Genomic DNA, 22,325 nt, shown 5'->3' with positions numbered 1-22,325 from the left:
CTTGCATTCCACCCCACGACGGGGGTAGCGTCCGTCTCGGGCGCGCCCGCGTCCGCACCAAGAGCTCAACGAGGAGTGAAATGAAAGCAGCACGTCTCTCGGTGATCGCCGGAGTGGCCGTCGTCGGCCTCGCGCTGGCGGGATGCACCGGTGGTGGTTCAGGGGGCAGCGGGGGCGGGGACGCCAGCGCCAACCTCACAGCGAAAGGCCCGATCACCTACGTCCAGGGCAAGGACAACTCGAACGTCGTCCGCCCCCTCGTCGACAAGTGGAACGCGGCCCACCCGGACGAGAAGGTCACCTTCAAGGAGCAGTCCGACCAGGCAGACCAGCAGCACGACGACCTGGTGCAGCACTTCCAGGCCAAGGACTCCGGATACGACGTCGTCGATGTCGACGTGGTCTGGACAGGAGAGTTCGCGGCCAAGGGCTGGCTGCAGCCGCTGACCGGCGACCTCAAGATGGACAACTCGGCGCTCCTGGCCCCGACCGTCAAGTCCGGCACGTACAACGGCACGCAGTACGCGGCGCCGCAGACCTCGGACGGCGGCATCCTCTACTACCGCAAGGACCTCGTGCCGACCCCGCCGAAGACCTGGGACGAGATGCTCAAGGACTGCGACATCGCCAAGGCGAAGGGCATCGGCTGCTACGCCGGGCAGTTCGCCAAGTACGAGGGCCTCACGGTGAACGTGGCTGAAGCCATCAACACCAACGGCGGCACCATCGTCGGCGACGACGGCAAGACGGTCACCGTGGACAGCTCCGAAGCCAACGCCGGTCTCACCCGGCTGACGGACGGCTTCAAGAACGGGCAGATCCCGGCAGAGGCCATCACGTACCAGGAGGAGCAGGGACGCCAGGCGTTCGAGGCAGGCAAGCTCCTCTTCCTGCGCAACTGGCCGTACGTCTACAACCTGGCCAAGACCGACGGAAGCTCGACCGTGAAGGACACCTTCGGCATCGCTCCGCTTCCCGGCGTCACCGCCGACAAGCCCGGCGTGTCCAGCCTGGGCGGCCACAACGCGGCGATCAGCGTCTACTCGAAGCACAAGGCGACGGCGTTCTCGTTCCTGAAGTTCCTGCAGAGCGAAGAGACCCAGAAGTTCTTCGTGACCCAGGGCTCGCTGGCACCCGTGCTGTCGTCGCTGTACGACGACGCCGGCCTGAACACCCAGCTGCCCTACCTGTCGACCCTGAAGACGTCGATCGAGAACGCGGTCCCGCGTCCCGTCTCGCCGTTCTACCCGGCCATCACCAAGGCGGTGCAGGACAACTCCTACGCAGCGCTGAAGGGTGACAAGTCGGTCGACCAGGCGCTGAAGGACATGGCTGCGGCCATCAAGACCGCGAGCGCCGGATAACCGACCGGATGCAGCCACCGGGCGGCGGGAACTCTCCCGCCGCCCGGTCCCTCTTCCCCTGAAATCGTCTCGGAGGCCTCACATGTCAACGTCGAACGTCGTCGCCCCGCCAGGAACCCGCAGCCCCAAGTCGCCGCAAGTGCGCGCTGGGGTGAAGAAGAACCGCCGTCAGCAGAGTCGCTGGGCGCTCTACCTCATCCTCCCCACCCTCGTCCTGCTCGCGATCGTCATCGGCTACCCGGTGGTGAGCGCGATCATCATGTCGTTCCAGAAGGACGCCGGACTCGACCCGGCGACCGGCCTGTTCGTCCAGGGCGGCTTCGCCGGCTTCCAGAACTACGCGCACTGGCTGTTCCAGCAGTGTGCAGGCCCGAACGGCGAGACCATCACCTGCCCGCCCGGCAACCTGGGATCGCAGTTCTGGAACGCCGTCTTCGTCACCTTCTTCTTCACCGTCACCACGGTGGTCCTGGAGACGGTGCTCGGGATGTGGTTCGCCTTCATCATGAACCGCACGTTCCGCGGCCGCGGCCTCGTCCGTGCCGCCATCCTGGTGCCGTGGGCCATCCCCACCGCCGTCACCGCGAAGCTCTGGTACTTCATCTTCTCGGTCGCCGGTATCGCCAACGCCGTGCTCGGAGCGCACATCCTCTGGACGAGCGACGAATGGGCATCCCGGTTCGCGGTGATCATCGCCGACACCTGGAAGACCACGCCGTTCATGGCGCTGCTCATCCTGGCCGGACTGCAGATCATCCCGGAGGAGGTGTACGAGGCCGCCAAGGTCGACGGCGCCACCACCTGGCAGCGGTTCTGGCGGGTCACGATGCCGCTGGTGAAGCCCGCGCTCCTCGTGGCCGTGCTGTTCCGCGTGCTCGACGCCCTCCGCATCTACGACCTGCCAGCGATTCTCACCGGCGGAGGTGGTGGCACCGGTAATGCCACGACCACCCTCTCGATCCTCGTGGTCGATCAGATCAGGCAGGGCTTCAACAGCGCCTCCGCCCTGTCGACGATCACGTTCATCCTCATCTTCCTCGTCGCGTTCATCTTCGTCAGGTTCCTCGGGACCAACGTGGTCAGAACGCAGGAAGCCCAGCAGAAGGGAGCGAAGTGATGACCACCGTCGCAGGCCCGGCAGCGGCCACAGCGGAGGCGAAAGCACTCCCCCGCACCAAGCAGAGGTCCAAGGCGAAGTCGCGCCAGCGCAACGCGGGCATCCGCACCGGCGTCAGCGCGATCATCATCGTGCTGTGGTGCCTCCTCCCGTTCTACTGGATGGTCGTGACCTCGTTCCGCGATGTCGGTTTCACGTTCGACACCACGCCGTGGTTCACCCACTTCACCTGGGACAACTACGCGACCGCGTTCTCCACCAAGCTCGGCAACCATCTCGGCCAGGCGCTCCTGAACTCGCTGTTCATCGGAGCCTGCGTCACGATCATCGCCCTGCTGGTCGGCACGTTCGCCGCGTACGCGCTCGCCCGCCTCGACTTCCGGTTCAAGGGCATCGTGCTGGGGCTCATCCTCGGCGCATCCATGTTCCCGGGCGTCGCGCTCATCACGCCGCTGTTCCAGCTGTTCACGAACATCGGCTGGATGGGCACGTACCAGGCTCTGATCATCCCGAGCATCTCGTTCGTGCTGCCGCTCACGGTCTACACGCTCACCTCGTTCTTCCGCGAGATGCCGTGGGACCTCGAGGAGGCGGCCAGGATCGACGGGTGCACGCAGGCTCAGGCCTTCCGGAAGATCATCCTCCCGCTGGCGGCTCCCGCCGTCTTCACGACAGCGATCCTGGCGTTCATCTCCTCGTGGAACGAGTACCTGATCTCCAGCCAGCTGTCGAGTGACGCCACGCAGCCCGTCACCGTCGCCATCGCCTCCTTCGCCGGCAGCCAGCCGCACCAGGAGCCGTACACCGCCGTCATGGCGGCAGGAACGATCGTGACGGTCCCTCTGGTCATCCTGGTGCTGATCTTCCAGCGCCGTATCGTCGCCGGGCTCACCGCCGGTGGTGTGAAAGGCTGATCACATGCGCTGGGACGATTCGCTCGAACTGGTCGATGTCGGCATCGGCATCGCCGGGTTCTTCGCGTTCGCGTTCCTGATCGTCACGATCGTCTGCGAGCTGACCGGTGTCGACGCCCTCGGCTGGGCGCTGACGCTGCTGGCTCTCGTCCTCATCCTCGTACTCCTCTGGCAGGCGCGGCGGCGCATCGTCGCCTCGCGCCTGCCGGCGGAGGACGGGGAGCGCGTCACTCAGCCCCACCAGGGCTCCTGACCGACGGGGAACGGCATGGCAGGGATCGACGAGGTCGCGCGCGCGACGGGCGTCTCGACCGCGACGGTTTCGCGCGCGCTCCGGGGGCTGCCGAACGTGTCGGACAAGACGCGTGCCGCGGTGCGGAGGGCAGCGGACGAGCTCGGCTACGTCGCGTCGTCGAGCGCTTCCGGGCTGGCGAGCGGGCGAACGCTGGCGATGGGCGTCGTCGTGCCGTCTGTGAGCCGCTGGTTCTACACCTCCGTGCTGGAGGGCGTGGACGCCGAGCTGCGCTCCGCCAGCTACGACATGATCCTGTTCAACCTGGGCGGCCACCGCGGCGACAGGGAGCGGGTCTTCCACCGCAGCATCCTGCGCAAGAGGACGGATGCTCTGCTCGCCCTCTGCCTCGACTTCACGCCGGATGAGCGGCACCAGCTCGCCTCGCTCGGCCACCCCACCATCGTCGTCGGCGGCCCGGTCAAGGGCCTGCGCAGCGTCGGCATCGACGAGCGCGCGACGGCGCGCACCGCGACGGAGCACCTGATCGGGCTCGGTCACACCGACATCGCGCACATCGGCGGCGAGGACGAGGAGGGCCTGAACAGGCAGGTCCCGATCGGCCGCCTGCACGGCTTTCAGCAGGCGATGCGGGATGCGGGCCTCCCCGTGCGTCCGGAGTGGGTCATCCCGGGCGGGTTCTCCCTTCCGCTCGGGCGCTCGGCGATGAACGCCCTGCTCGACCGGCCGGGCCCCCGGCCGACGGCGGTCTTCGCCGGTTCGGACGAGATGGCGATGGGCGCCATGCTTGCCGCGGCGGACCACGGTCTGTCGGTGCCGGGCGACCTGTCCGTGATCGGGATCGACGACCACGATTTCGCCGCGTCGTTCCAGCTGACGACGATGGCGCAGGACCCGTTCGACCAGGGTTCCGTCGCCGCGCGCATCCTGCTGGACGAGCTGGCAGGCGGCCAGCCGCGCAGCCGGTCCGTGCGGTCGACCGCGACGCTGAAGCTGCGTGGTTCCACCTGCCCGCCGCGCTGAGCGCGCATCCCGACACGCGCGGCAGTACAACGTGGTAGGTCGCACGCTGACCGATCTGGAAGAATAGCCGAGCGAACGTCCGGCTGATCGTGCCTTTCGGGTAGGCGCGATCAACTGCTGTCGATGTCGCCTGTTCTCGAGCACCTAACTCGGGAACGGGAAGAGCCGCCCTGCCTAGGAACAGGGCGGCTCTTCGAAATCTCGCGCGTTCGCGCTAGGCGGCGTCTCCGATCGAGACGGCCTCCGCCTCTTCGATCGTGGTCTCCTCGACGCCGTCGACGCGCTTGAGGTGACGGTGGCCGACCACCACCAGGATCACCGCGACCAGCACGGAGACGGCACCGGCGAAGAACGGGGTGGCCGGCGAGATCGTGTCGGCCAGGAGGGTCGCCGCCGGCGGGGCGATGGCGCCGCCGAGGAAGCGCACACCGGAGTACGCACTGGATGCGACGGAGCGCGGCAGGTCCGTCGCTTCCATCACGCACTCGGTGAGCACCGTGTTCAGCACGCCGAGCAGCAGACCGCCGACGATCACGCAGACGATCAGTCCGACGAGCGAGCCGATCAGCAGCCCGGCGACGGCCAGGTCGATGGCGAGCAGCGGCATCACGATCCAGAGCACCCTGGTGCGCGGCAGCCTGCTGGTCAGCAGCGGTGCGCCCCAGACCGAGGTGATCGCGAGGGCGACGCCCCAGCCGAAGAAGACCAGTCCCAGCGAGATCGCGCTGCCCATCCCGAGCGGCACCAGGGCGAACGGCGTGTACGCGAGCAGCACGAAGAACCCGATGTTGTAGAACAGGGCGGCAGCGGCGAGGAAGCCGAGCGCCGGCTTGGCGAGCGCCTTGAACGGCGCGGAGATGCTGGTGGGCTGCGGTTTCTCCGGCGACTTCTTCAGCATCAGGACGATGGCGATGAAGCCGACCGCCATCAGCGTCGCTGTGCCGAAGAACGGTCCGCGCCAGCTCCAGCTGCCGAGCAGGCCGCCGAGCAGCGGACCGATCGCGATGCCCAGACCGAGAGCCGCCTCGTACAGGATGATCGCCGACGACGTGCCTCCGGCCGCCGCTCCCACGATGGTGGCGAGGGCGGTGGAGATGAAGAGCGCGTTGCCGAGCCCCCATCCTGCGCGGAAGCCGATGATCGACTCGACGTTCTGCGAGAGACCGGCGGCGAGCGCGAACAGCACGATGAGCGCCAGGCCGATCAGCAGCGTCTTCTTGGCGCCGATCCTGCTGGAGATCCAGCTACTGAAGAACATCGCGATGCCGGTGATCAGGAGGTAGCTGGTGAACAGCATCTCCGTCTCCGTCGGGGTGGCCTCCAGGCTCTTGGCGATGGCGGGGAGGATCGGGTCGACGAGGCCGATGCCCATGAAGGCGATGACCGACGCGAAGGCGACGGCCCAGACGGCACTCGGCTGCTTGAGGAGGTTGCTTGGTTTGTCGTGGGACATAGAGGTGATGGGCTCCGATTGGTCGGTGGGGAAGCGTGAAGTGGTGACGGTGCCGGGTGTGCGGACGACGGCGGCGAGGGATGCGCTACGGGGCGGTGGCGAGCGCCTCGGCCGGTGCGGCGAGGCCGACGCGCGATCCGATGATGCGCACGGTGGCGCGCAGGGCGGCCAGCTCGTCGTCCGTGAGGTCGTCGAACATCGGCACGAGGGCGCCCGAGAGCTCGTCTCGCCAGTTCTGCAGCGCCTTTTCGCCCTTCGGCGTGACGGCGATCTGCCAGGCGCGGGCGTCGTCGGTGTCTGCGATGCGCTTGACCCACTCCGCCTCGACCAGGTTGCGGACGAGCTTGGTCATGGTGGGCTGCGAGACCCTGCTGTGGGCGGCGAGCTCGCCGAGGCGCATGGCGCCGGAGGACTGCAGGACGCTGAGGGTGCGCCAGGTGGCGGGCGACTCGGTGTTGCCCGTGACGCGGGCGGCGAGGCGTGTCAGCCGGTGACTCGCGACGACGAGGTCGCCGAGGGTCTCCCGGAGATCACTGGGGGTGCTGTGTGTCATGCTTCGATTATATATAGCCACGCTATATAAATCAACTGATTTCGTTTCAGTATTTCAAATGCCTACGTTTTAGTTTCGTGTTTAATGTTCAGATGCCCAGCACCCGACGCACCCCGCACGAGACCGCCGAACTGCTCGCCGCTCAGGACGACGCAGGCTCGTACGAGAAGGGCCTCAAGCGCCGCCACATCCAGATGATCGCTGTCGGAGGGGCCATCGGCACCGGTCTCTTCCTCGGCGCAGGCGGACGCCTGGCCTCCGCCGGGCCGAGCCTGCTCATCGTCTACGCGATCTGCGGCCTGTTCGCGTTCTTCATCCTGCGCGCGCTGGGCGAGCTGGTGCTGCACCGGCCGGACTCCGGCTCGTTCGTCTCGTACGCCAGGGAGTTCTTCGGGGAGAAGCTCGCCTTCGTGGCCGGATGGTCGTACTGGATCTACTGGGCGATGATCGCCATCGTCGACATCACGGCCATCGCCCTCTACCTCTCGTTCTTCGGCACGTACGTGGAGTTCTTCGCCATCGTGCCGCAGTGGATCTTCGCCCTCGCCGCCCTGGTGGTGGTGCTGCTGCTCAACCTGCTGTCCGTGAAGGTGTTCGGCGAGCTCGAGTTCTGGTTCTCCATCATCAAGGTGGCCGCCCTCGTCTCGTTCCTGGTCATCGGCATCCTCTTCGTCGTCTTCGGCACCCCCATCGACGGGCGCACCCCCGGCTTCGCGCTCTTCGCCGAGAGCGGGGGCTTCTTCCCGAACGGCGTGCTCCCCGCTGTTCTCGTCATCCAGGGCGTCGTCTTCGCCTACGGGGCGATCGAGCTCGTCGGCACGGCGGCGGGAGAGACCCCGGAACCGCAGAAGACGATGCCCCGCGCCATCAACTCGGTCATCCTGCGCATCGCCCTGTTCTACGTCGGCTCGATCGCCCTGCTGTCGCTGCTCCTGCCGTACACCGCGTTCGAGAAGGGCACGAGCCCGTTCGTCACGTTCTTCGCCTCCATCGGGGTCGAGGGGGCGGACGTCGTGATGAACATGGTCGTCCTGACCGCTGCCCTCTCGTCGCTCAACGCCGGCCTCTACTCCACCGGTCGCATCGCGCGGTCGCTCGCGCTCCGCGGCACCGCCCCGGTCTTCACCACGAAACTGAGCAGGCACGGGGTGCCGTACGGCGGCATCCTGATCACCGGCGCGATGGCGCTGCTCGGCGTGGGGCTCAACGCCGTCGTCCCTGAGGACGCGTTCGAGATCGGCATCAACCTCACGGCGCTCGGCACCCTCACGGCGTGGGGTGTGATCGTGCTGTGCCAGATCCGGCTGCGCAGGCTCTCCGTCGTCGGCCTCGTCCGGCGCCCGTCGTTCCGGCTGCCGGGAGCGCCGTTCACGGCGTACCTCACGCTCGGCTTCCTCGGAACGGTCGCCGTCCTCATCCTGCTCGACTACCCCACCGGCACGTTCACCTTCGGCACGGCGGTGGTGGTCGTCATCCCCGCCCTCGTCCTCGGCTGGTTCGGCGTGCGCCGCCGCGTCGCCCTCGTCGCCGCGGCCAGGGCCGCCCGCGCGCTTCCCTCCGCCGCCGACCTCACCCCCACCGGCCCCATCCCCACCCCCGAGCCGCCGAGATACCAGTAACTGTCGCGAAACGCCCGGGATGCGCAGCAGTTACTGGCATCTCGGGGTCAGCGGCGGGCCAGCAGGTAGGCCTGGGGCACCTTCTCGGGATGCTCGGGGGCGCGCACGAGGCGGGTGTGCTCGGTGAAGCCCGCGTCGGTCAGCAGGTTCCGGATGCGGTCGGGCGACTGACGGTACGCATCCAGTTCCAGGTCGTGGCCGTACGCATGCCGCAGGGCGACGACATCGTCGCCCACCTGGAACGCCAGCAGCAGCCACCCGCCGGGCCGCACCACCCTGGCGAACTCCGCGAACAGGATGTGCTGCCGCTCGGGCGGCGTGTGGATGATCGAGTACCAGGCGACCGCGCCGGCGAGCGCAGCATCCGGGAGGTCGAGCGCCGCCATCGTGCCCACCTCGAACAGCAGCTCCGGATAGCTCTCCCTGGCGACCTCGACCATCGCGGGAGACAGGTCGATGCCGAACGCGTCGAGCCCGAGCCCGGCGAGGTGCACCGTCACCCGTCCAGGACCGCAGCCCAGGTCGGCCACCTCTCCCCCGCCGTCCGCCACGACGTGCTCCGCGAACGCGGCCAGCATCGCCCGGTCGAGCGTCTTCCCCGCCAGCTCGTCCCGCAGCAGCGCCGCGTAGTCGACGGCGACCGTGTCGTACGCGTTCCTGGTGGCGATCACATCCGGATGCTCGGTCATGCCAGCAGTCTAGAGAGAAGGTCTACCGAGAAAAGGGAAACGCCCCCGGCCACCTGCGATGGACACAGGAACCGGGGGCGTTCTCATGGGGTCGGGGGCTACCGCAGGAACCGCTCGTACAGAGCGGTGCTGCGGTAGAGATCCGGCGGGTGAGCTGAGCTCTCCCTCGTCTCACCCGACAAGGTTGCGACGGTCAGGTCGCGCCAGTATGCGGCGTATGCACGCCACCTGGATCGGTTCATCGTGGTTCTTCCTTACGGTTGTGCGTCCTTGCACACCGATGCACGCAAGCAGGCGCGATCGGACGCGGTGGGTGGTCGAGCATCCACGTCGATCGGCGTCGTTAAACGCACGAAGGGCGTCGCCCCGTTGCGGGGGCGACGCCCTTCACAACGCGGATACTCGTCTTGCGAGGAGTCCGCGTCGCGTTACGGCAGTCAGCCTGCGGTAGAAAGAGCCCCGATGGGGCGCCGACTACTTGAGGGTGATGGTGGCGCCAGCCTCTTCGAGCTGTGCCTTTGCCTTGTCTGCGGTCTCCTTGTTGGCGCCTTCGAGCACGGTGCTCGGAGCGCCGTCAACGAGGGCCTTCGCCTCACCGAGGCCGAGGCTGGTGAGGGCGCGCACCTCCTTGATGACCTGGATCTTCTTGTCACCGGCAGCCTCGAGGACGACGTCGAAGGAGTCCTTCTCCTCGACCTCTTCCGCGGGAGCGGCAGCGCCTGCACCGGCCGCAGCAACGGCGACGGGGGCGGCGGCGGTGACCTCGAAGGTCTCCTCGAACTTCTTCACGAACTCGCTGAGCTCGATCAGGGTGAGCTCCTTGAACGCCTCGAGCAGCTCGTCAGTCGACAGCTTTGCCATGATTTTCTCCTTAGATTTTTCTCGTGTACTCACCGCTGGTAACGCATCCCGGGGGATGGATTACGCAGCGGACTCCTGCTTCTCACGCAGCGCGTCGACCGTGCGAACGGCCTGCGACAGCGGTGCGTTGAACAGATATGCGGCTCCGAACAGCGAGGCCTTGAAGGCGCCGGCCAGCTTGGCCAGCAGAACCTCACGGGACTCGAGGTCGGCGAGCTTGCCTACCTCTTCTGCGGTCAGCGGGTTACCGTCGAAGTAACCGCCCTTGACCACCAGGAGAGGGTTTGCCTTGGTGAAGTCACGCAGCGACTTCGCGACGGCGACAGGGTCACCGTGGACGAAAGCGATCGCGGAGGGGCCAACGAGCTCCTCATCGAACGACGAGATCCCGGCCTTGTTGGCAGCGATCTTGGTCAGCGTGTTCTTCACCACGGCGTACGTCGCGTGCTCACTGATGGACTTGCGCAGCGTCTTGAGCTGAGCAACAGTGAGACCGCGGTACTCGGTCAGCAGAACGGCGGTCGAGCTCGTGAACAGGTTCTCGAGTTCGGCAACCGTGGCTTCCTTGTTCGCCATGGCCTACTCCTCTATATCTACGTCGCACACCGCGGGAGCGATGTGCGCCCAGACCGCCGGCATGAAAAAAGCTCCGGCGCAGAGGCACGGAGCTGGCGACGCAGGAGAACCTGCGAGAACTGCTTCATACACCTGCGCGGGCGCCCACCTGAGTGGAACTTCTCGTCGTGCGAGCACGACAACCAGCGGTCTTTGGCTTCGTACAGCGTACGGGATGCGCGGTGCTCGCGCAAATCCGGCCGGCGAAGCCGCTGCTCACGCGTGCGCGCTGAGGAATCCGGCGATGTCCCGCGCGAAGTGCGGGTGCAGCGGCACCCCGCCGTGCGCACGGCCACGGTAGACGATCTGGCTGGCGCGCCGGATGCGCTCCGCGGTCTCCCGTCCCAGCGTCGGCGGGTAGAACACGTCGCGTTCACCGGACAGGATGAGCGTGGGAGCGGTGATGCGGTCCGCCCGGCCGAGCATGTCGTAGCGGTCTTCGGCGCGGACGAGCGCGATCAGACTCTCCGGGTCGTCCGGCTTGGGAGCGATCCTGCTGGCGAGCCTGACCACCCCGTCGAAGTGTCTCGAGTTCATGGTGGCGCTGGCCAGCTCGGCGTACGCGCGCCGGTCGGCGGCCGTGAGCAGCGAGACGTAGCGGCGCTGGATGGCCCTGCCGCGCGCGCTGAGTCGTCCGGAGCCTGCGGCGACGACGAGCGATTTCACGAGCGCCGGGTGGTCGGCGGCGAGCTGCAGCGCGACGCTCGCCCCCGTCGACAGGCCCATCAGCGCGACGGGGCGGTCGAAGTGCTCGCGCAGATAGCGGGCGTAGATGTCGGCGATCTCGGGCATGTCGAAGTCGGTGGGCAGGTACGCGGGTCGCCCGACCGCGTGGACACGGCTGACGCCGGCGGGACCGCGCAGGATCAGGCGCTCCAGGATGCGGTCGACACCGCGCGGGTTGGCCACCTCGGCGGGGAGGGCGCGGATGAACAGCAGCGGTGGCGCATCCACCCGGCCGTAGGTGGCGGTGGCCAGGATGCCCGGGGTCACGGTTTCTCCTCCCCGTCCGGATGCGCGAGCGGCAGCGAGACGGAGAAGATGGTCTCTCCCGGCTCGCTCCGCACGGTCAGTTCGCCGCCGTGCGCATCCACCACCGCGCTCACGATGGCGAGGCCGAGACCGGTGGAGCCTGTGGCACGGTTGCGGGAGCTGTCTCCGCGGGCGAACCGCTCGAACAGGGTCGACCGCAGTTCGTCCGGGATGCCGGGGCCGTCGTCCGTGATGGAGATGATCGCGCGGTCTGCCGCCTCGTCGACCGCGAGCTCGGCGATCACCTGCGTGCCCTCCGGCGTGTGGACGCGCGCGTTCGCCAGCAGGTTCGTGACCACCTGGTGCAGGCGGGGCTGGTCGCCGATCACTTCGACGGGCTCGTCCGGCAGGACGATCGACCAGGTGTGGTCCGGCCCGGCGGCGTGCGCGTCGCTGAGCGCGTCGATCAGCAGCATGGAGAGGTCCACCGGATCGCGGTCGAGCTCGCGGCCTTCGTCGAGCCTGGCGAGCAGCAGCAGGTCCTCCACCAGCGAGGTCATCCTGGTGGCCTCCGACTCGATCCGGCCGAGCGACCGCGTGACGTCGGCGGGCAGCTCGTGCGGCGAGCGCCTGGTCAGCTCCGCGTAGCCCCGGATGGAGGCGAGCGGCGTGCGCAGCTCGTGGCTGGCGTCCGCGACGAACTGCCGCACCTTCTGCTCGCTCGCCTGGCGGGCGGTCAGCGCGGAGGCGACGTGCCCGAGCATCCGGTTGAGGGCGGATCCCACGGTGCCGACCTCGGTGTGCGGGTCGGTGTCCGCCTCCGGGACGCGCACGGACAGGGCGACGTCGCCGCGGTCGAGCGGCATCTCCGCCACCTGCTGGGCGGTGCCCGCCACGCGCGCGAGCGGGCGCATCGCCAGCCGCACGACGAAGCTCGCGATCAGGAACGCGAAGATCAGCCCGGCGAGCGTGACCAGCGCGATCACCAGGGTGAGCTGAGAGACCGTGGCGTTCACCTCGCTGAGCGGGAGGCCGATGATGACGCTGTCGCCGTTGATGAGCTCGGCGCCGGCCACCCGGTACTCGCCGAGCGACGAGCCGAGGTCGACCGTGCGCGGCTTGCCGTCCGCCGGCATGGAGATGAGGTCCCTGGTCGCGATGGTGACCACCTGCGGTGCTGCCGGATCGGTCGACGATCCGGATGGGCGGGTGCCGAGGATGGCCGGGTAGAGCAGCATGCTGCCGCTGCGCACCACGCCGAACGTCCCGACCGGCTGGCCGGGGGTGTTCACGATCCGGGTCGCGTCCGGGCCGGTCGGCGCCGGGCCGTACGCCCGGTCCGCCGCGCTCTGGCCGCGTGCGACCGCGCTGGTCAGCTGCCCGTCGAGCCTGGTCATCAGGTAGCTCTGCAGAGCGACGACGCTGATCGTGCCGATCACCGCGCCGAGCACGGCGAGCATCGCGACGACCACCAGGACGACGCGGCTGCGGATGGTCCAGGAACGGAACGGCCGGATGCGCGAGAAGAGCGACCGCCCGCCGGACTCTGTCGGTGTGCCCGTCGCGCGGGCTGACGTCATTGCGCCGCCTTGACCATGTAGCCGGCGCCGCGCACCGTGTGGATCATCGGCGCCCTGCCGGAGTCGATCTTCTTGCGCAGGTAGGAGATGTAGAGCTCGACAACGCTGGACGACCCGCCGAAGTCGTAACTCCACACGCGGTCCAGGATCTGGGTCTTGCTGAGCACACGGCGCGGGTTGCGCATCAGGAACCGCAGCAGCTCGAACTCGGTGGCGGTCAGCTGGATCTGCTGGCCGTCGCGGTGCACCTCGTAGCTGTCCTCGTCGAGGACGAGGTCGCCGACGATCAGCACGGGGTCGTTCTCGTCGGCGACGGCGGCGCGCGAGCGGCGCAGCAGGCCGCGCAGGCGGGCGACCAGCTCTTCGAGGCTGAACGGCTTGGTGACGTAGTCGTCTCCCCCGGCGGTGAGCCCGGCGATGCGGTCGTCCAGCGAGTCCTTCGCGGTGAGGAAGAGGACGGGAGCCTCGTTGCCGTCCGCGCGCATCCTGGACAGCACCTGCAGTCCGTCGATGTCGGGGAGCATGATGTCGAGCACGACGACGTCCGGCTTGAACTCGCGCGAGAGCTGCAGCGCCTGCTGGCCGTTGGATGCGGTCTTCACGTCCCAGTCCTCGTAGTGCAGGGCCATCGAGAGCAAGTCCGTCAGCGTGGCCTCGTCGTCGACGACGAGCACGCGGATCGCGCTGCCGTCCGCGCGGCGCAGGAGGCTTCTTGGGTGGCTGGTGGTGCCGGAGGCGGCACGCGAGTTCATGGTCACCTTTCCCATTATGAGGAGCGCTCTTGATGTCGGCTATGCGAAAGCTATGGGAAATCTGTGAGGGGCGGAAGCGGCCCACAGCCAAACCATAGCCACGGCATAGCCGTGCCCAATTCCACGCTCCTAACGTCCAGATCGCCCCCTTGACCACCCCGAGAGAGACGGAAGCACAATGTTCGGGACTTATCTGCGGCGCGAGCTCATCAATCGCCGCAAACAGACAGTGATCATCGCGGTCGGCATGGCCCTCGCGATCGCGCTCGTCATCATCGTCAATTCCGTCTCCGCCGGGGTGAAGGCCGCGCAGGCGAGCGTGCTCCAGTCGGTCTACGGCGTGGGCACGGACATCACCGTCAGCGAGCCGGCCACCGCGCAGAACGCCACCACCGGCCAGGCGCAGGGCGGAGGACCGCGGTTCGACTTCGGCGCGGGCGCGGGAACCGACACCGGAGCAGGCCGCACGGTGAACACCTCCCGCCTCGAACCCACCCGCGGCGCCACGGTGATGGATGCGACAACGCTGACGACGGTCAAGAAGGTCCAGAACGTGTCGGCCGCTGCCGCGGTGCTCTCGCTCACCAACACGAGCTTCTCCGGCACGCTCCCCAACTTCCAGCAGCTGCGCGAGGAGCGGCAGGCCGGCGGCACAGGCGGAGGAGCGGCCGTTCCGAGCCCGGCGCCGACTGGTGGGGCGGACGGTGCGGGCGGAAGCTCGTTCAGCGTCGACTCCTTCTCCGTGCTCGGACTCGACCCGGCAGGCAAGTCGGTCGGCCCGCTCTCCTCGGTGACGCTGTCCAGCGGGCGCGCGTTCACGGCGTCCGACGCCGGCAAGGACGTGGTCGTGCTCGACCAGGCGTACGCCAAGACCGGCAGCAAGGCGGTCGGAGACACCGTGACCATCGGCGGCACGGACTTCAAGGTCGTCGGCATCGTCGCCGCCACGGGCAGCGACTCGACCACGGCGGCCAACGCATACATCCCGCTCGACGTCGCCCAGAAACTGTCCGGCCAGACCGGCAAGATCAGCTCCGTCTACGTGACGGCGTCGTCGGCCAGCGACATCGGCCAGATCAAGACGGACCTGAGCGCGGCGCTCCCGAAGGCGACCGTCAGCACCCAGGCGGATCTCGCATCCAGTGTCTCCGGCTCGCTCGGAACAGCGGGCGACCTGATCGCCAACCTCGGAACCTGGCTGTCGATCATCGTGCTCGCCGCTGCCTTCCTCATCGCGATCCTCTTCACGATCTCCGGCGTCACGCGCCGCACCCGTGAGTTCGGCACCCTCAAGGCCATCGGCTGGTCCAACGGCCGCATCGTCGGCCAGGTGGCGGGCGAGTCCGTGGTGCAGGGCCTGATCGGCGGTGTGATCGGCGTGGCCGTCGGCCTGATCGGCGTCCTCATCGTCAACATCGTCTCGCCCACCCTGTCCGGCCGGGTCGGCAGCACCGCAGTGGAGGCGGCCGCCCGGACAGGCGGAGGCGCGAGGACCGGTGGCACGGGGAGCGGCTTCGGCGGGGGCGGCTTCGGCGGAGGCGGCGCTTTCGCCGGCGCCCGCACGGCCGCGGCCAACGCGACGACAGACATCGCCCTGCACGCCCCGGTCACCGTCTGGGTGATCGTCATCGCCGTGGGCCTCGCCGTCATCGGCGGCCTGCTCGCCGGAGCCATCGGCGGCTGGCGCGCATCCCGTCTCCGTCCAGCGGCCGCCCTCCGCTCCGTCGCCTGAGCCATCCAGAGGAGAGAACGTGTACACACTCACGAACGTCACCAAGAAGTACTCGCAGTCCAAGCGCGAGGTGGTCGCCCTCAACGACGTGACCCTGCACATCCCGGATGGGCAGCTCGTCGCGATCCAGGGACCGACCGGCGGGGGGAAGTCGACCCTGCTGCAGATGCTCGGCGCCCTCGACCGGCCGACCACCGGATCGGTCGAGCTGGAGAAGGCGAGCCTGTCCGGTCTCGGCGACGGCAAGCTCACCGCCATCCGTGCCACGGAGATCGGGTTCGTCTTCCAGGGCTTCAACCTCATCCCGACGCTGACGGCGCAGGAGAACGTGGAGACCGCGCTCGCTCCCCTCAAGATGAGCGCAGAGGAGAGGAAGCGCCGGGCCGCAGAGGCCCTCGCGTCCGTGGGGCTCGCCGACCGCGGCAGCCACCTGCCGTCCGAGCTGTCCGGCGGTCAGCAGCAGCGCGTCGCCATCGCGCGCGCCCTGGTGAAGAACCCCGGGGTTCTCCTCGCCGACGAGCCGACGGGCAACCTGGACGAGGAGACCCGCGACGAGATCATGGACCTCCTGGAAGGGCTCTGGCGCGACCGCGGCCTGACGCTGGTGATCGTCACCCACGACTCTGCGGTGGCCAAGCGGGCGCAGCGCCGGCTGCACATCAAGCACGGGCAGGTGAAAGAGGTCGCCTGACGATCAGGACGGCAGGACCACCAGGCCGAGCGCTTCCACGAGGGCGACGGCCTGGCGGTCGTCCACGATCGCGCCGCGGAGGGTCGCGGTGCGCGGGTCGAGGCCGGTGAGGTCGCTCCCCCGCAGCGTCGCGCCGCTGAAGTCGGCTCCCTCCGACCACGCGGCGGAGAGGTCGCAGTCCGCGAAGGTGGCGTCCACGCAGCGGGCGTAGCCGAGGTCGGCCTCGCGCAGGCGCACACCGGTGAAGTCCGCACCGCGCAGCTCGGCCTTCTGCAGGCTGACGAACGACCAGTTGCCGCCGTCGACCTTCAGGATGCCGAACTCGCAGCCGTCGAACTGGCTGCCGGTGAGCTTGCACCTGGTGAACGTGGTGTCGAAGAAGTTGCAGCGCGTGAAGGTGCAGTTCACGAACGCGGACTCGGTGTGGCTGCTCACGTTGAACTTGACGTTGAGGAAGGTGCACTCGGTGAATACCGCGCCGGAGCTGGTCAGCTCCGTCATGTCGACGTCGATGAACTCGACCCGCTCGAACTCGGCGCCGTCGAGGTCGCGGCCGTACCAGTCCTCTCCTCTGACCGTGGTCTCGGTCATAGGGGTTCTGGCGTTTTCTCGGCTGTCGACCATGACCCCATCCAAGCACCGGCCGCCGACGCTTGCGCGCCGACGGCCGGTGGGATGGAGCTGAGACGAGGTCAGTCCTGGTTGCTGAACGCGGCGTCGAACGACGCGGTCGGCTGCTTCCAGAGCAGGGAGCGGATGTAGCCGACGGCCTCCTTGGCGCCGTGCAGCCTGTCCATCCCCGCGTCCTCCCACTCGATCGAGATGGGTCCGGTATATCCGATGGAGGTGAGCGCGCGGAAGGAGTCCTCCCACGGCACGTCCCCGTGGCCGGTGGAGACGAAGTCCCAGCCGCGGCGCGGGTCTCCCCACGGCAGGTGGGAGCCGAGCACGCCGGCGCGACCGTTCTTCGGGCGCAGCCGCGTGTCCTTGCAGTCCACGTGGTAGATGCGGTCCTTGAAGTCGACGATGAAGCCGACCGGGTCGATGTCCTGCCACATCATGTGGCTCGGGTCCCAGTTGAAGCCGAACGCCTCACGGTGCTCGATGGCCTCCAGCGAGCGGACGCTCGACCAGTAGTCGTAGGCGATCTCGGACGGGTGCACCTCGTGGGCGAAGCGCACGCCCTCCCCGTCGAACACATCCAGGATGGGGTTCCACCGGTCGGCGAAGTCCTGGTATCCGGCGTCGATCACCGCGGCGGGCACCGGCGGGAACTGGGCGACGTATGGCCAGATCTTGGAGCCGGTGAACCCGACGACTGTGTCGACGCCGAGCCTGCGCGCGACCTTGGCGGTGAGCTTCAGCTCCTCTGCCGCACGCTGGCGGACGCCCTCGGGGTCGCCGTCGCCCCACACCTTCGAGCCGACGATCGCCTGGTGGCGGAAGTCGATCGGGTCGTCGCAGACCGCCTGGCCCTTGAGGTGGTTGGAGATGGCCCAGACCTTGAGGCCGTACTTGTCCAGGATGTCGATCCTGCCCTGCAGGTAGTCGTCGTCCTCCGCCGCACGCCACACGTCGAGGTGCTCGCCGGAGCAGGCGATCTCGAGCCCGTCGTATCCCCACTCGCTCGCGTACCTGGCGACCTCTTCGAGGGTGAGGTCGGCCCACTGGCCGGTGAACAGCGTCACCGGGTGCGTGCTGGCGTACTCGCCGGCGTTCGCGCTGTCTGTCATTCTTCTGTTCCCATCTCGATCCAGGTGCCGGACTCCGCGGAGTCGAGCACCGCCTCCGTGACCCGCACGGCCCTCAGCCCGTCGGTGAACCGCGGCAGGCCGTCGGGGTCCGCCCCGGCGATGGCCGCGTACGTGTCCGCGACGAACGCGTTGAACGCATCCTGGTATCCCTGGGGATGCCCGGACGGCACGACACACAGCCGCGCGGCGTCTGCGCTCAGCTGATCGGCGTCGCGCGGGACGAGCATGCTGCCCTTCCGCTTGCCGATCCACAGCGTCTCCGGCTGCTCCTGATCGAAGGCGACGCTCTCCGCGCTGCCCGCGATCTCGAGGAGGAGCCTGTTCTTCCTGCCCGGCGCCACCTGCGACACCAGCAGCGTACCGAGACCGCCGGACCGCGTCTCGATGACGACGGCCACCGCATCCTCGGTGGTGATCGACGAGTGCGACGCCCGCTCGGTGAAGAAGGTCTTCTTCGTGGCGGACACCCTGGACACCCTGTCTCCGCTGACGAATTCGACGAGGTCGACCAGGTGCGAGCCGATGTCGGCGAAGGCGCGGGAACGCCCGCCCGCCGCCGAGTCGACGCGCCAGTTGTCGTCGTCGGCGCCGAGCAGCCAGTCCTGCAGGTACGACGCGTTCACGGTGAGCACACGGCCGGCGGCGCCGGAGGCGAACCGGTCGCGCGCCTCGCGCACCATCGGGTGGAACCGGTACGCGAACGGCACCGTCGCGGTGCGGTCGCCGACGGCGGCGACGAGCGCCTCCGCATCCGGAACCGTCGTGGTGAGCGGCTTCTCGCAGACCACGTGCTTGCCCGCAGCGAGCACAGCCGCCGCCTGCTCGGCGTGCAGCGCGTTCGGCGTACAGACGTGCACCACGTCGATCGTGTCGTCGGCGAGCACCTGGTCGAGCGAGTCGTATGCGCGCTCGATGCCAAGCGTCTCAGCCGCCACCGCCGACTTCTGCGGCGTCGACGACACGATGCCCGCCAGCTCCGCTCGCGCGTTGCGGGCGGCGCGGGAGTGGACCTCCGCCATGAACCCGCCGCCGACGATCGCGACCTTCAGCCGCGGCCCTGCCGCCGTGTCCGTCATTCAGCCGCCTGACCGAGGGTGGCAGCGCGCGGGTCCCAGTCCTCCGGCAGCGCGGGGGCGACCTGCACGGTGCTCTGCACGTCGACCGGGGCTCCGGCGAGGCCGGCCTCGATGGTCGAGACCATGACGTCGAGCACGTGGTACGCCTGCTCTCCGGATGCACGCTCCGGCACTCCCGCGCGGATCGCGCGGGCCAGCTCGACGACGCCCGTTCCCCTGCTCGAGGTCGAACCCGTGGCCGGCAGCGTCTCGATGCCGTCGGCGCCGTGGACGATCAGGTCGCCCTGGAAGGTGTTCGGGTCGGGGACGACGAGCGTGCCCTCGACCCCGGCGACTTCGAACTGCGTGCGGCCGAGCTTGGAGTCGAAGCTGAAGATGCTCTGCGCCGTCTGGCCGCTCTCGAACTCGTAGAGGGCGCTGACGTGCGTGGGAACGGTGACTGCGAACTCCTCGCCGGCGCGCGGTCCGGACCCGATCACGCGGGACTCCTTGGCCTTCGACGCGACGGCGCTCACGCGCGCGACGGGACCGAAGAGCTGAACCAGGGCGGTGAGGTAGTACGGACCGATGTCGAACAGCGGACCGGCACCCTCCTGGAACAGGAAGTCCGGGTTCGGGTGCCACGACTCCGGGCCGGGGCTCTGCATCAGGGTCAGCGCGGTGAGCGGCGCCCCGATCGTGCCGTTCTCCACCAGGCGGCGGGCCGACTGGATGCCCGCGCCGAGGAAGGTGTCCGGCGCCGTCGCGACGCGCAGCCCCTTCTCGTGCGCGGCAGCCAGCAGCGCGGTGCCGCTGACGCGGTCGAGCGCGAACGGCTTCTCGCTCCAGACGTGCTTGCCAGCATCCAGGATCTGCAGCGCCACCTCGACGTGCACCTTGGGCAGCGTGAGGTTGACGACGATCTCGATGTCGTCGTCGGCGAGCAGGTCGGCGACGGAGCCGGAGCCTGCGATGCCGAACTTCTCGGCCTGCGCCTTGGCCCGCGCCTCGTCGATGTCGGCGACGAACCGCACATCCAGGTCGGGGAAGCTGGTGAGGTTGGTGAGGTATTCGGTGCTGATCACTCCGGCGCCGATCACGCCGACGCCGACTTTGCCCGCGCTCATGCGAGACCCTTCGAGGTGAGGAACGCGAAGCTGTCTGCGACGGCTTCGAAACGGTCGCCGCGGGAGTCGTCCAGCTCGATCACGCGGAGGGCGGCGGGGGCTGCGGCGATGATCTGCTCGATCGGCAGCGAGCCCTGGCCGACGGCGACCTGGTCCTTGGTCTCCGTTGTGCCCGGGCCGTCCTTGATGTGCAGAGCGACGACGCGGTCGCCGAGCGTGCCGAGAAGCTCGACCGGGTCGTGCCCGCCGACGGCCACCCAGTACGTGTCGACCTCGAGGACGACCTCGGGGGCGAGCTTGCCCGCGAAGTATTCGAGCGCGGTGACGCCGTCGATGGTGCTCTCGAGCTCGTGCGCGTGGTTGTGGTAGCCGACGCGGACGCCGTAACGGGCGGCAACCTCTGCCGCCTCGTTGAGCTGAGCGGCGATCTCGTCGACGCTCTCCGCCGTCTGCCAGCGCTCGGGAGCCACGTACGGATCGATCACGGTCTCGATGCCGAGCGCCTTGGCGGCCTCGAACACGGGCTCCAGGTCGCCGCCGATGAAGCCCTGGTGGGTGGTGGGTGCCGACAGGCCGGCCTCCTCGAGACCACGGCGGAGGTCGTCTCCGAAGGAGAGGAAGGCGAACGGCTCGACCTGGGTGAACCCGAGGTCTGCGATGCGCTTGAGGGTGCCGACGGTGTCGTCGGTCAGGAGCTCCCGAACGGTGTAGAGCTGCACGGACAGGTTGGACTTCGACACGTTTCTCCTCGTCGAGTGGATTGAGGGCGCGCCTGATGGCGACGTTCCCATTCAAACGAGACTTCTGCCGAATGTCAATCAAAAGTCACATGAAAGAAAACAGACTTTGTTCCGTCCGGGGACGGTGTGGTTCAATAAGCCTCATGACCGACAGCGTGCGTGAGCAGCCGCTCGTCGCCCCGGACGCCGCCGGCCTGCTGGCGATCCTGCGCGACGGCGTCCCCCGCACGCGCGCGCAGCTGGCCGAGCTGACCGGGCTCGCACGCTCGACCATCGCGGTGCGGATCGACAGCCTGACCGCATCCGGACTCGTCGCACCGGCCGGAGACGACGTCTCGACCGGCGGCCGTCCTCCCGCCCGGGTGCGGTTCAACCCGGAGTCGCGCATCGTCATCGCCATCGACCTCGGCGCCACCCACGGTGTGGTCGCGCTCGCCGACCTGGCAGGCAACATCCTGACCAGGGAGTCGAAGCGCATCCTGATCACCGACGGGCCGGAGCCGATCCTGGACTGGGCGCTCGGCGTCGCCCACGAGCTGTTCGCCGCCTCCGGCCGACCGCTCAGCGACCTCATCGGCATCGGGATCGGCGTCCCCGGCCCCGTCGAGCACTCGACCGGCCAGCCGGTGAACCCGCCCATCATGCCGGGCTGGGACCGCTTCGACATCCCCGGATACGTCGGCCGCACCTTCGACGTGCCGGTGCTCGTCGACAACGACGTGAACCTGCTCGCGCTCGGCGAGCACGCCCTCGTCTGGCCGGAGCAGTCCGACCTCCTCTTCGTCAAGGTGGCGACCGGCATCGGCGCCGGCATTATCAACGGCCGCCGGCTGCAGCGCGGTGCGCAGGGCTCCGCGGGAGACCTCGGCCACGTGCGCGTGCCGTTCGGCGCAGACACCCCCAGCCACGGCGCTCAGGATGCGGACCTCGAGGCCCTCGCATCCGGTCCGGCCATCGCGCGCACACTGACGGCGCTCGGCATCCCGGCGCGCACCAGCGACGACGTCGTCGAGCTCGCCCGCACGGGCAACGTGACGGTGCAGCAGACGATCCGCCAGGCCGGGCGCGACCTCGGCGAGGTCATCGCGACCTCCGTGAACCTCCTCAACCCGTCGCTCGTCATCGTGGGCGGCAGCCTCTCCCGGGTCGGCGAGCAGCTGCTCGCCGGGATCCGCGAGGTCGTCTATCAGCGGTCCACCCCGCTGGCGACGCAATACCTCACCATCACGCAGTCGCGCTCCGGGGAGACCGGCGGCGTGATCGGGGCGGCGATCATGGTCATCCAGCACGCGCTCGATCCCGTCGAGAACTACGACAGGTACGCGAGACCCCTGGGCCACTGAGCCCCGCGGCGTCCGACCGCCACCCGCATCCACCGTACGCATCCACCCCGGCGGGATCGAATCGTTTCGACCCACCCGCCGTCCACCACAAGACCACCCACAACACACGAATCGGAAG

22 protein-coding genes are annotated in these 22,325 nt (G+C 68.6%); 9 read left to right on the top strand and 13 right to left on the bottom strand.

Features of this window, described 5'->3' with window-relative positions; genetic code table 11:
• Window positions 1–80 precede the first annotated feature (80 nt).
• The 5 genes from HF024_RS03730 (at window position 81) to HF024_RS03710 (ending at window position 4,671) form a co-directional block, all read left to right on the top strand.
• A complete protein-coding gene (locus HF024_RS03730) occupies window positions 81–1,364 on the top strand; it encodes an ABC transporter substrate-binding protein (protein ID WP_168688683.1) in 1,284 nt (427 codons plus the stop codon).
• An 82-nt stretch (window positions 1,365–1,446) separates the two neighbouring features.
• Window positions 1,447–2,481, top strand: a complete 1,035-nt coding sequence (locus HF024_RS03725; protein ID WP_085370980.1) for a sugar ABC transporter permease — start codon at window positions 1,447–1,449, stop codon at window positions 2,479–2,481.
• Window positions 2,481–3,395 carry a carbohydrate ABC transporter permease gene (locus tag HF024_RS03720; RefSeq protein WP_168688682.1) on the top strand — a complete coding sequence of 305 codons (915 nt, stop codon included), beginning with the start codon at window positions 2,481–2,483 and terminating at the stop codon, window positions 3,393–3,395. Before HF024_RS03725 ends, HF024_RS03720 begins: the two co-directional genes overlap by 1 nt.
• A gap of 4 nt (window positions 3,396–3,399) precedes the next feature.
• The gene (locus tag HF024_RS03715; protein ID WP_085370978.1) at window positions 3,400–3,648 is read left to right on the top strand and encodes a hypothetical protein; all 249 of its coding nucleotides are present in this window, start codon (window positions 3,400–3,402) and stop codon (window positions 3,646–3,648) included.
• Window positions 3,649–3,663: 15 nt separating this feature from the next.
• Entirely contained in the window at window positions 3,664–4,671 is a 1,008-nt protein-coding gene (locus HF024_RS03710) for a LacI family DNA-binding transcriptional regulator (RefSeq protein ID WP_085370977.1), read from the top strand.
• Window positions 4,672–4,885: 214 nt separating this feature from the next.
• Here HF024_RS03710 and HF024_RS03705 read toward each other — a convergent pair whose 3' ends face one another.
• Window positions 4,886–6,124, bottom strand: coding sequence for an MFS transporter (locus tag HF024_RS03705; protein WP_085370976.1), 1,239 nt, complete (start codon window positions 6,122–6,124; stop codon window positions 4,886–4,888).
• Between the two features lie 85 nt (window positions 6,125–6,209).
• Window positions 6,210–6,677, bottom strand: coding sequence for a MarR family transcriptional regulator (locus HF024_RS03700; RefSeq protein ID WP_085370975.1), 468 nt, complete (start codon window positions 6,675–6,677; stop codon window positions 6,210–6,212).
• 92 nt (window positions 6,678–6,769) lie between these two features.
• Between HF024_RS03700 and HF024_RS03695 the strand changes: the two genes are divergently transcribed.
• Window positions 6,770–8,296, top strand: coding sequence for an amino acid permease (locus HF024_RS03695; RefSeq protein ID WP_168688681.1), 1,527 nt, complete (start codon window positions 6,770–6,772; stop codon window positions 8,294–8,296).
• Between the two features lie 47 nt (window positions 8,297–8,343).
• On the opposite strand, the gene HF024_RS03690 is transcribed toward HF024_RS03695, so the two are convergent.
• The 6 genes from HF024_RS03690 to HF024_RS03665 form a co-directional block, all read right to left on the bottom strand.
• Window positions 8,344–8,985, bottom strand: coding sequence for a class I SAM-dependent methyltransferase (locus HF024_RS03690; protein WP_085371182.1), 642 nt, complete (start codon window positions 8,983–8,985; stop codon window positions 8,344–8,346).
• A gap of 474 nt (window positions 8,986–9,459) precedes the next feature.
• A complete protein-coding gene (gene rplL, locus HF024_RS03685) occupies window positions 9,460–9,846 on the bottom strand; it encodes a 50S ribosomal protein L7/L12 (RefSeq protein ID WP_085371183.1) in 387 nt (128 codons plus the stop codon).
• Between the two features lie 60 nt (window positions 9,847–9,906).
• Window positions 9,907–10,422 (bottom strand): 50S ribosomal protein L10, encoded by a 516-nt coding sequence (rplJ, locus tag HF024_RS03680; RefSeq protein WP_085371184.1) that lies wholly within the window; start codon window positions 10,420–10,422, stop codon window positions 9,907–9,909.
• 255 nt (window positions 10,423–10,677) lie between these two features.
• Complete coding sequence (locus HF024_RS03675; RefSeq protein WP_168688680.1) at window positions 10,678–11,454, bottom strand: alpha/beta hydrolase; 777 nt, start codon at window positions 11,452–11,454, stop codon at window positions 10,678–10,680.
• Window positions 11,451–13,013 (bottom strand): HAMP domain-containing sensor histidine kinase, encoded by a 1,563-nt coding sequence (locus HF024_RS03670; RefSeq protein WP_168688679.1) that lies wholly within the window; start codon window positions 13,011–13,013, stop codon window positions 11,451–11,453. The genes HF024_RS03675 and HF024_RS03670 overlap by 4 nt, the downstream gene beginning before the upstream one ends.
• On the bottom strand, window positions 13,010–13,765 hold the full coding sequence (locus HF024_RS03665; protein ID WP_247597404.1) for a response regulator transcription factor: 756 nt from the start codon (window positions 13,763–13,765) through the stop codon (window positions 13,010–13,012). Before HF024_RS03665 ends, HF024_RS03670 begins: the two co-directional genes overlap by 4 nt.
• A 178-nt stretch (window positions 13,766–13,943) precedes the next feature.
• Between HF024_RS03665 and HF024_RS03660 the strand changes: the two genes are divergently transcribed.
• Both HF024_RS03660 and HF024_RS03655 read left to right on the top strand, forming a co-directional pair.
• The gene (locus HF024_RS03660; protein ID WP_168688677.1) at window positions 13,944–15,497 is read left to right on the top strand and encodes an ABC transporter permease; all 1,554 of its coding nucleotides are present in this window, start codon (window positions 13,944–13,946) and stop codon (window positions 15,495–15,497) included.
• 19 nt (window positions 15,498–15,516) lie between these two features.
• Window positions 15,517–16,188: an ABC transporter ATP-binding protein gene (locus tag HF024_RS03655; RefSeq protein WP_168688676.1), complete on the top strand. Its 672-nt coding sequence runs from the start codon at window positions 15,517–15,519 to the stop codon at window positions 16,186–16,188.
• Window positions 16,189–16,191: 3 nt separating this feature from the next.
• On the opposite strand, the gene HF024_RS03650 is transcribed toward HF024_RS03655, so the two are convergent.
• The 5 genes from HF024_RS03650 to HF024_RS03630 form a co-directional block, all read right to left on the bottom strand.
• Window positions 16,192–16,779 carry a pentapeptide repeat-containing protein gene (locus HF024_RS03650; protein ID WP_168688675.1) on the bottom strand — a complete coding sequence of 196 codons (588 nt, stop codon included), beginning with the start codon at window positions 16,777–16,779 and terminating at the stop codon, window positions 16,192–16,194.
• A 101-nt stretch (window positions 16,780–16,880) separates the two neighbouring features.
• The gene (locus HF024_RS03645) at window positions 16,881–17,921 is read right to left on the bottom strand and encodes a sugar phosphate isomerase/epimerase family protein (RefSeq protein WP_168688674.1); all 1,041 of its coding nucleotides are present in this window, start codon (window positions 17,919–17,921) and stop codon (window positions 16,881–16,883) included.
• Window positions 17,918–19,018 (bottom strand): Gfo/Idh/MocA family oxidoreductase, encoded by a 1,101-nt coding sequence (locus tag HF024_RS03640; RefSeq protein ID WP_168688673.1) that lies wholly within the window; start codon window positions 19,016–19,018, stop codon window positions 17,918–17,920. The genes HF024_RS03645 and HF024_RS03640 overlap by 4 nt, the downstream gene beginning before the upstream one ends.
• On the bottom strand, window positions 19,015–20,124 hold the full coding sequence (locus tag HF024_RS03635) for a Gfo/Idh/MocA family oxidoreductase (RefSeq protein ID WP_168688672.1): 1,110 nt from the start codon (window positions 20,122–20,124) through the stop codon (window positions 19,015–19,017). The genes HF024_RS03640 and HF024_RS03635 overlap by 4 nt, the downstream gene beginning before the upstream one ends.
• Entirely contained in the window at window positions 20,121–20,843 is a 723-nt protein-coding gene (locus tag HF024_RS03630) for a sugar phosphate isomerase/epimerase (protein ID WP_168690755.1), read from the bottom strand. Before HF024_RS03630 ends, HF024_RS03635 begins: the two co-directional genes overlap by 4 nt.
• Before the next feature lie 164 nt (window positions 20,844–21,007).
• Here HF024_RS03630 and HF024_RS03625 point away from each other — a divergent pair, with 164 nt between their 5' ends.
• The gene (locus tag HF024_RS03625) at window positions 21,008–22,207 is read left to right on the top strand and encodes an ROK family transcriptional regulator (protein ID WP_085371193.1); all 1,200 of its coding nucleotides are present in this window, start codon (window positions 21,008–21,010) and stop codon (window positions 22,205–22,207) included.
• Window positions 22,208–22,325: the final 118 nt, after the last annotated feature.

Source organism: Leifsonia sp. PS1209, from assembly GCF_012317045.1.
Lineage (GTDB): Bacteria > Actinomycetota > Actinomycetes > Actinomycetales > Microbacteriaceae > Leifsonia.
Note: the sequence above shows the minus strand (reverse complement) of the source record. Positions and strands in the feature narration are given on the sequence as shown.

Excerpts from the sequence above, each read along its gene's own strand:
- HF024_RS03660 (WP_168688677.1), top strand. The coding sequence starts at position 13,944 with ATGTTCGGGACTTATCTGCGGCGCGAGCTCATCAATCGCCGCAAACAG.
- HF024_RS03625 (WP_085371193.1), top strand. The coding sequence starts at position 21,008 with ATGACCGACAGCGTGCGTGAGCAGCCGCTCGTCGCCCCGGACGCCGCC.
- HF024_RS03690 (WP_085371182.1), bottom strand. The coding sequence starts at position 8,985 with ATGACCGAGCATCCGGATGTGATCGCCACCAGGAACGCGTACGACACG.
- HF024_RS03720 (WP_168688682.1), top strand. The coding sequence starts at position 2,481 with ATGACCACCGTCGCAGGCCCGGCAGCGGCCACAGCGGAGGCGAAAGCA.
- HF024_RS03650 (WP_168688675.1), bottom strand. The coding sequence starts at position 16,779 with ATGACCGAGACCACGGTCAGAGGAGAGGACTGGTACGGCCGCGACCTC.
- HF024_RS03695 (WP_168688681.1), top strand. The coding sequence starts at position 6,770 with ATGCCCAGCACCCGACGCACCCCGCACGAGACCGCCGAACTGCTCGCC.
- HF024_RS03725 (WP_085370980.1), top strand. The coding sequence starts at position 1,447 with ATGTCAACGTCGAACGTCGTCGCCCCGCCAGGAACCCGCAGCCCCAAG.
- HF024_RS03730 (WP_168688683.1), top strand. The coding sequence starts at position 81 with ATGAAAGCAGCACGTCTCTCGGTGATCGCCGGAGTGGCCGTCGTCGGC.
- HF024_RS03715 (WP_085370978.1), top strand. The coding sequence starts at position 3,400 with ATGCGCTGGGACGATTCGCTCGAACTGGTCGATGTCGGCATCGGCATC.
- HF024_RS03640 (WP_168688673.1), bottom strand. The coding sequence starts at position 19,018 with ATGACGGACACGGCGGCAGGGCCGCGGCTGAAGGTCGCGATCGTCGGC.
- HF024_RS03645 (WP_168688674.1), bottom strand. The coding sequence starts at position 17,921 with ATGACAGACAGCGCGAACGCCGGCGAGTACGCCAGCACGCACCCGGTG.
- HF024_RS03700 (WP_085370975.1), bottom strand. The coding sequence starts at position 6,677 with ATGACACACAGCACCCCCAGTGATCTCCGGGAGACCCTCGGCGACCTC.
- HF024_RS03670 (WP_168688679.1), bottom strand. The coding sequence starts at position 13,013 with ATGACGTCAGCCCGCGCGACGGGCACACCGACAGAGTCCGGCGGGCGG.
- HF024_RS03710 (WP_085370977.1), top strand. The coding sequence starts at position 3,664 with ATGGCAGGGATCGACGAGGTCGCGCGCGCGACGGGCGTCTCGACCGCG.
- rplL (WP_085371183.1), bottom strand. The coding sequence starts at position 9,846 with ATGGCAAAGCTGTCGACTGACGAGCTGCTCGAGGCGTTCAAGGAGCTC.
- HF024_RS03665 (WP_247597404.1), bottom strand. The coding sequence starts at position 13,765 with ATGAACTCGCGTGCCGCCTCCGGCACCACCAGCCACCCAAGAAGCCTC.
- HF024_RS03705 (WP_085370976.1), bottom strand. The coding sequence starts at position 6,124 with ATGTCCCACGACAAACCAAGCAACCTCCTCAAGCAGCCGAGTGCCGTC.
- rplJ (WP_085371184.1), bottom strand. The coding sequence starts at position 10,422 with ATGGCGAACAAGGAAGCCACGGTTGCCGAACTCGAGAACCTGTTCACG.
- HF024_RS03635 (WP_168688672.1), bottom strand. The coding sequence starts at position 20,124 with ATGAGCGCGGGCAAAGTCGGCGTCGGCGTGATCGGCGCCGGAGTGATC.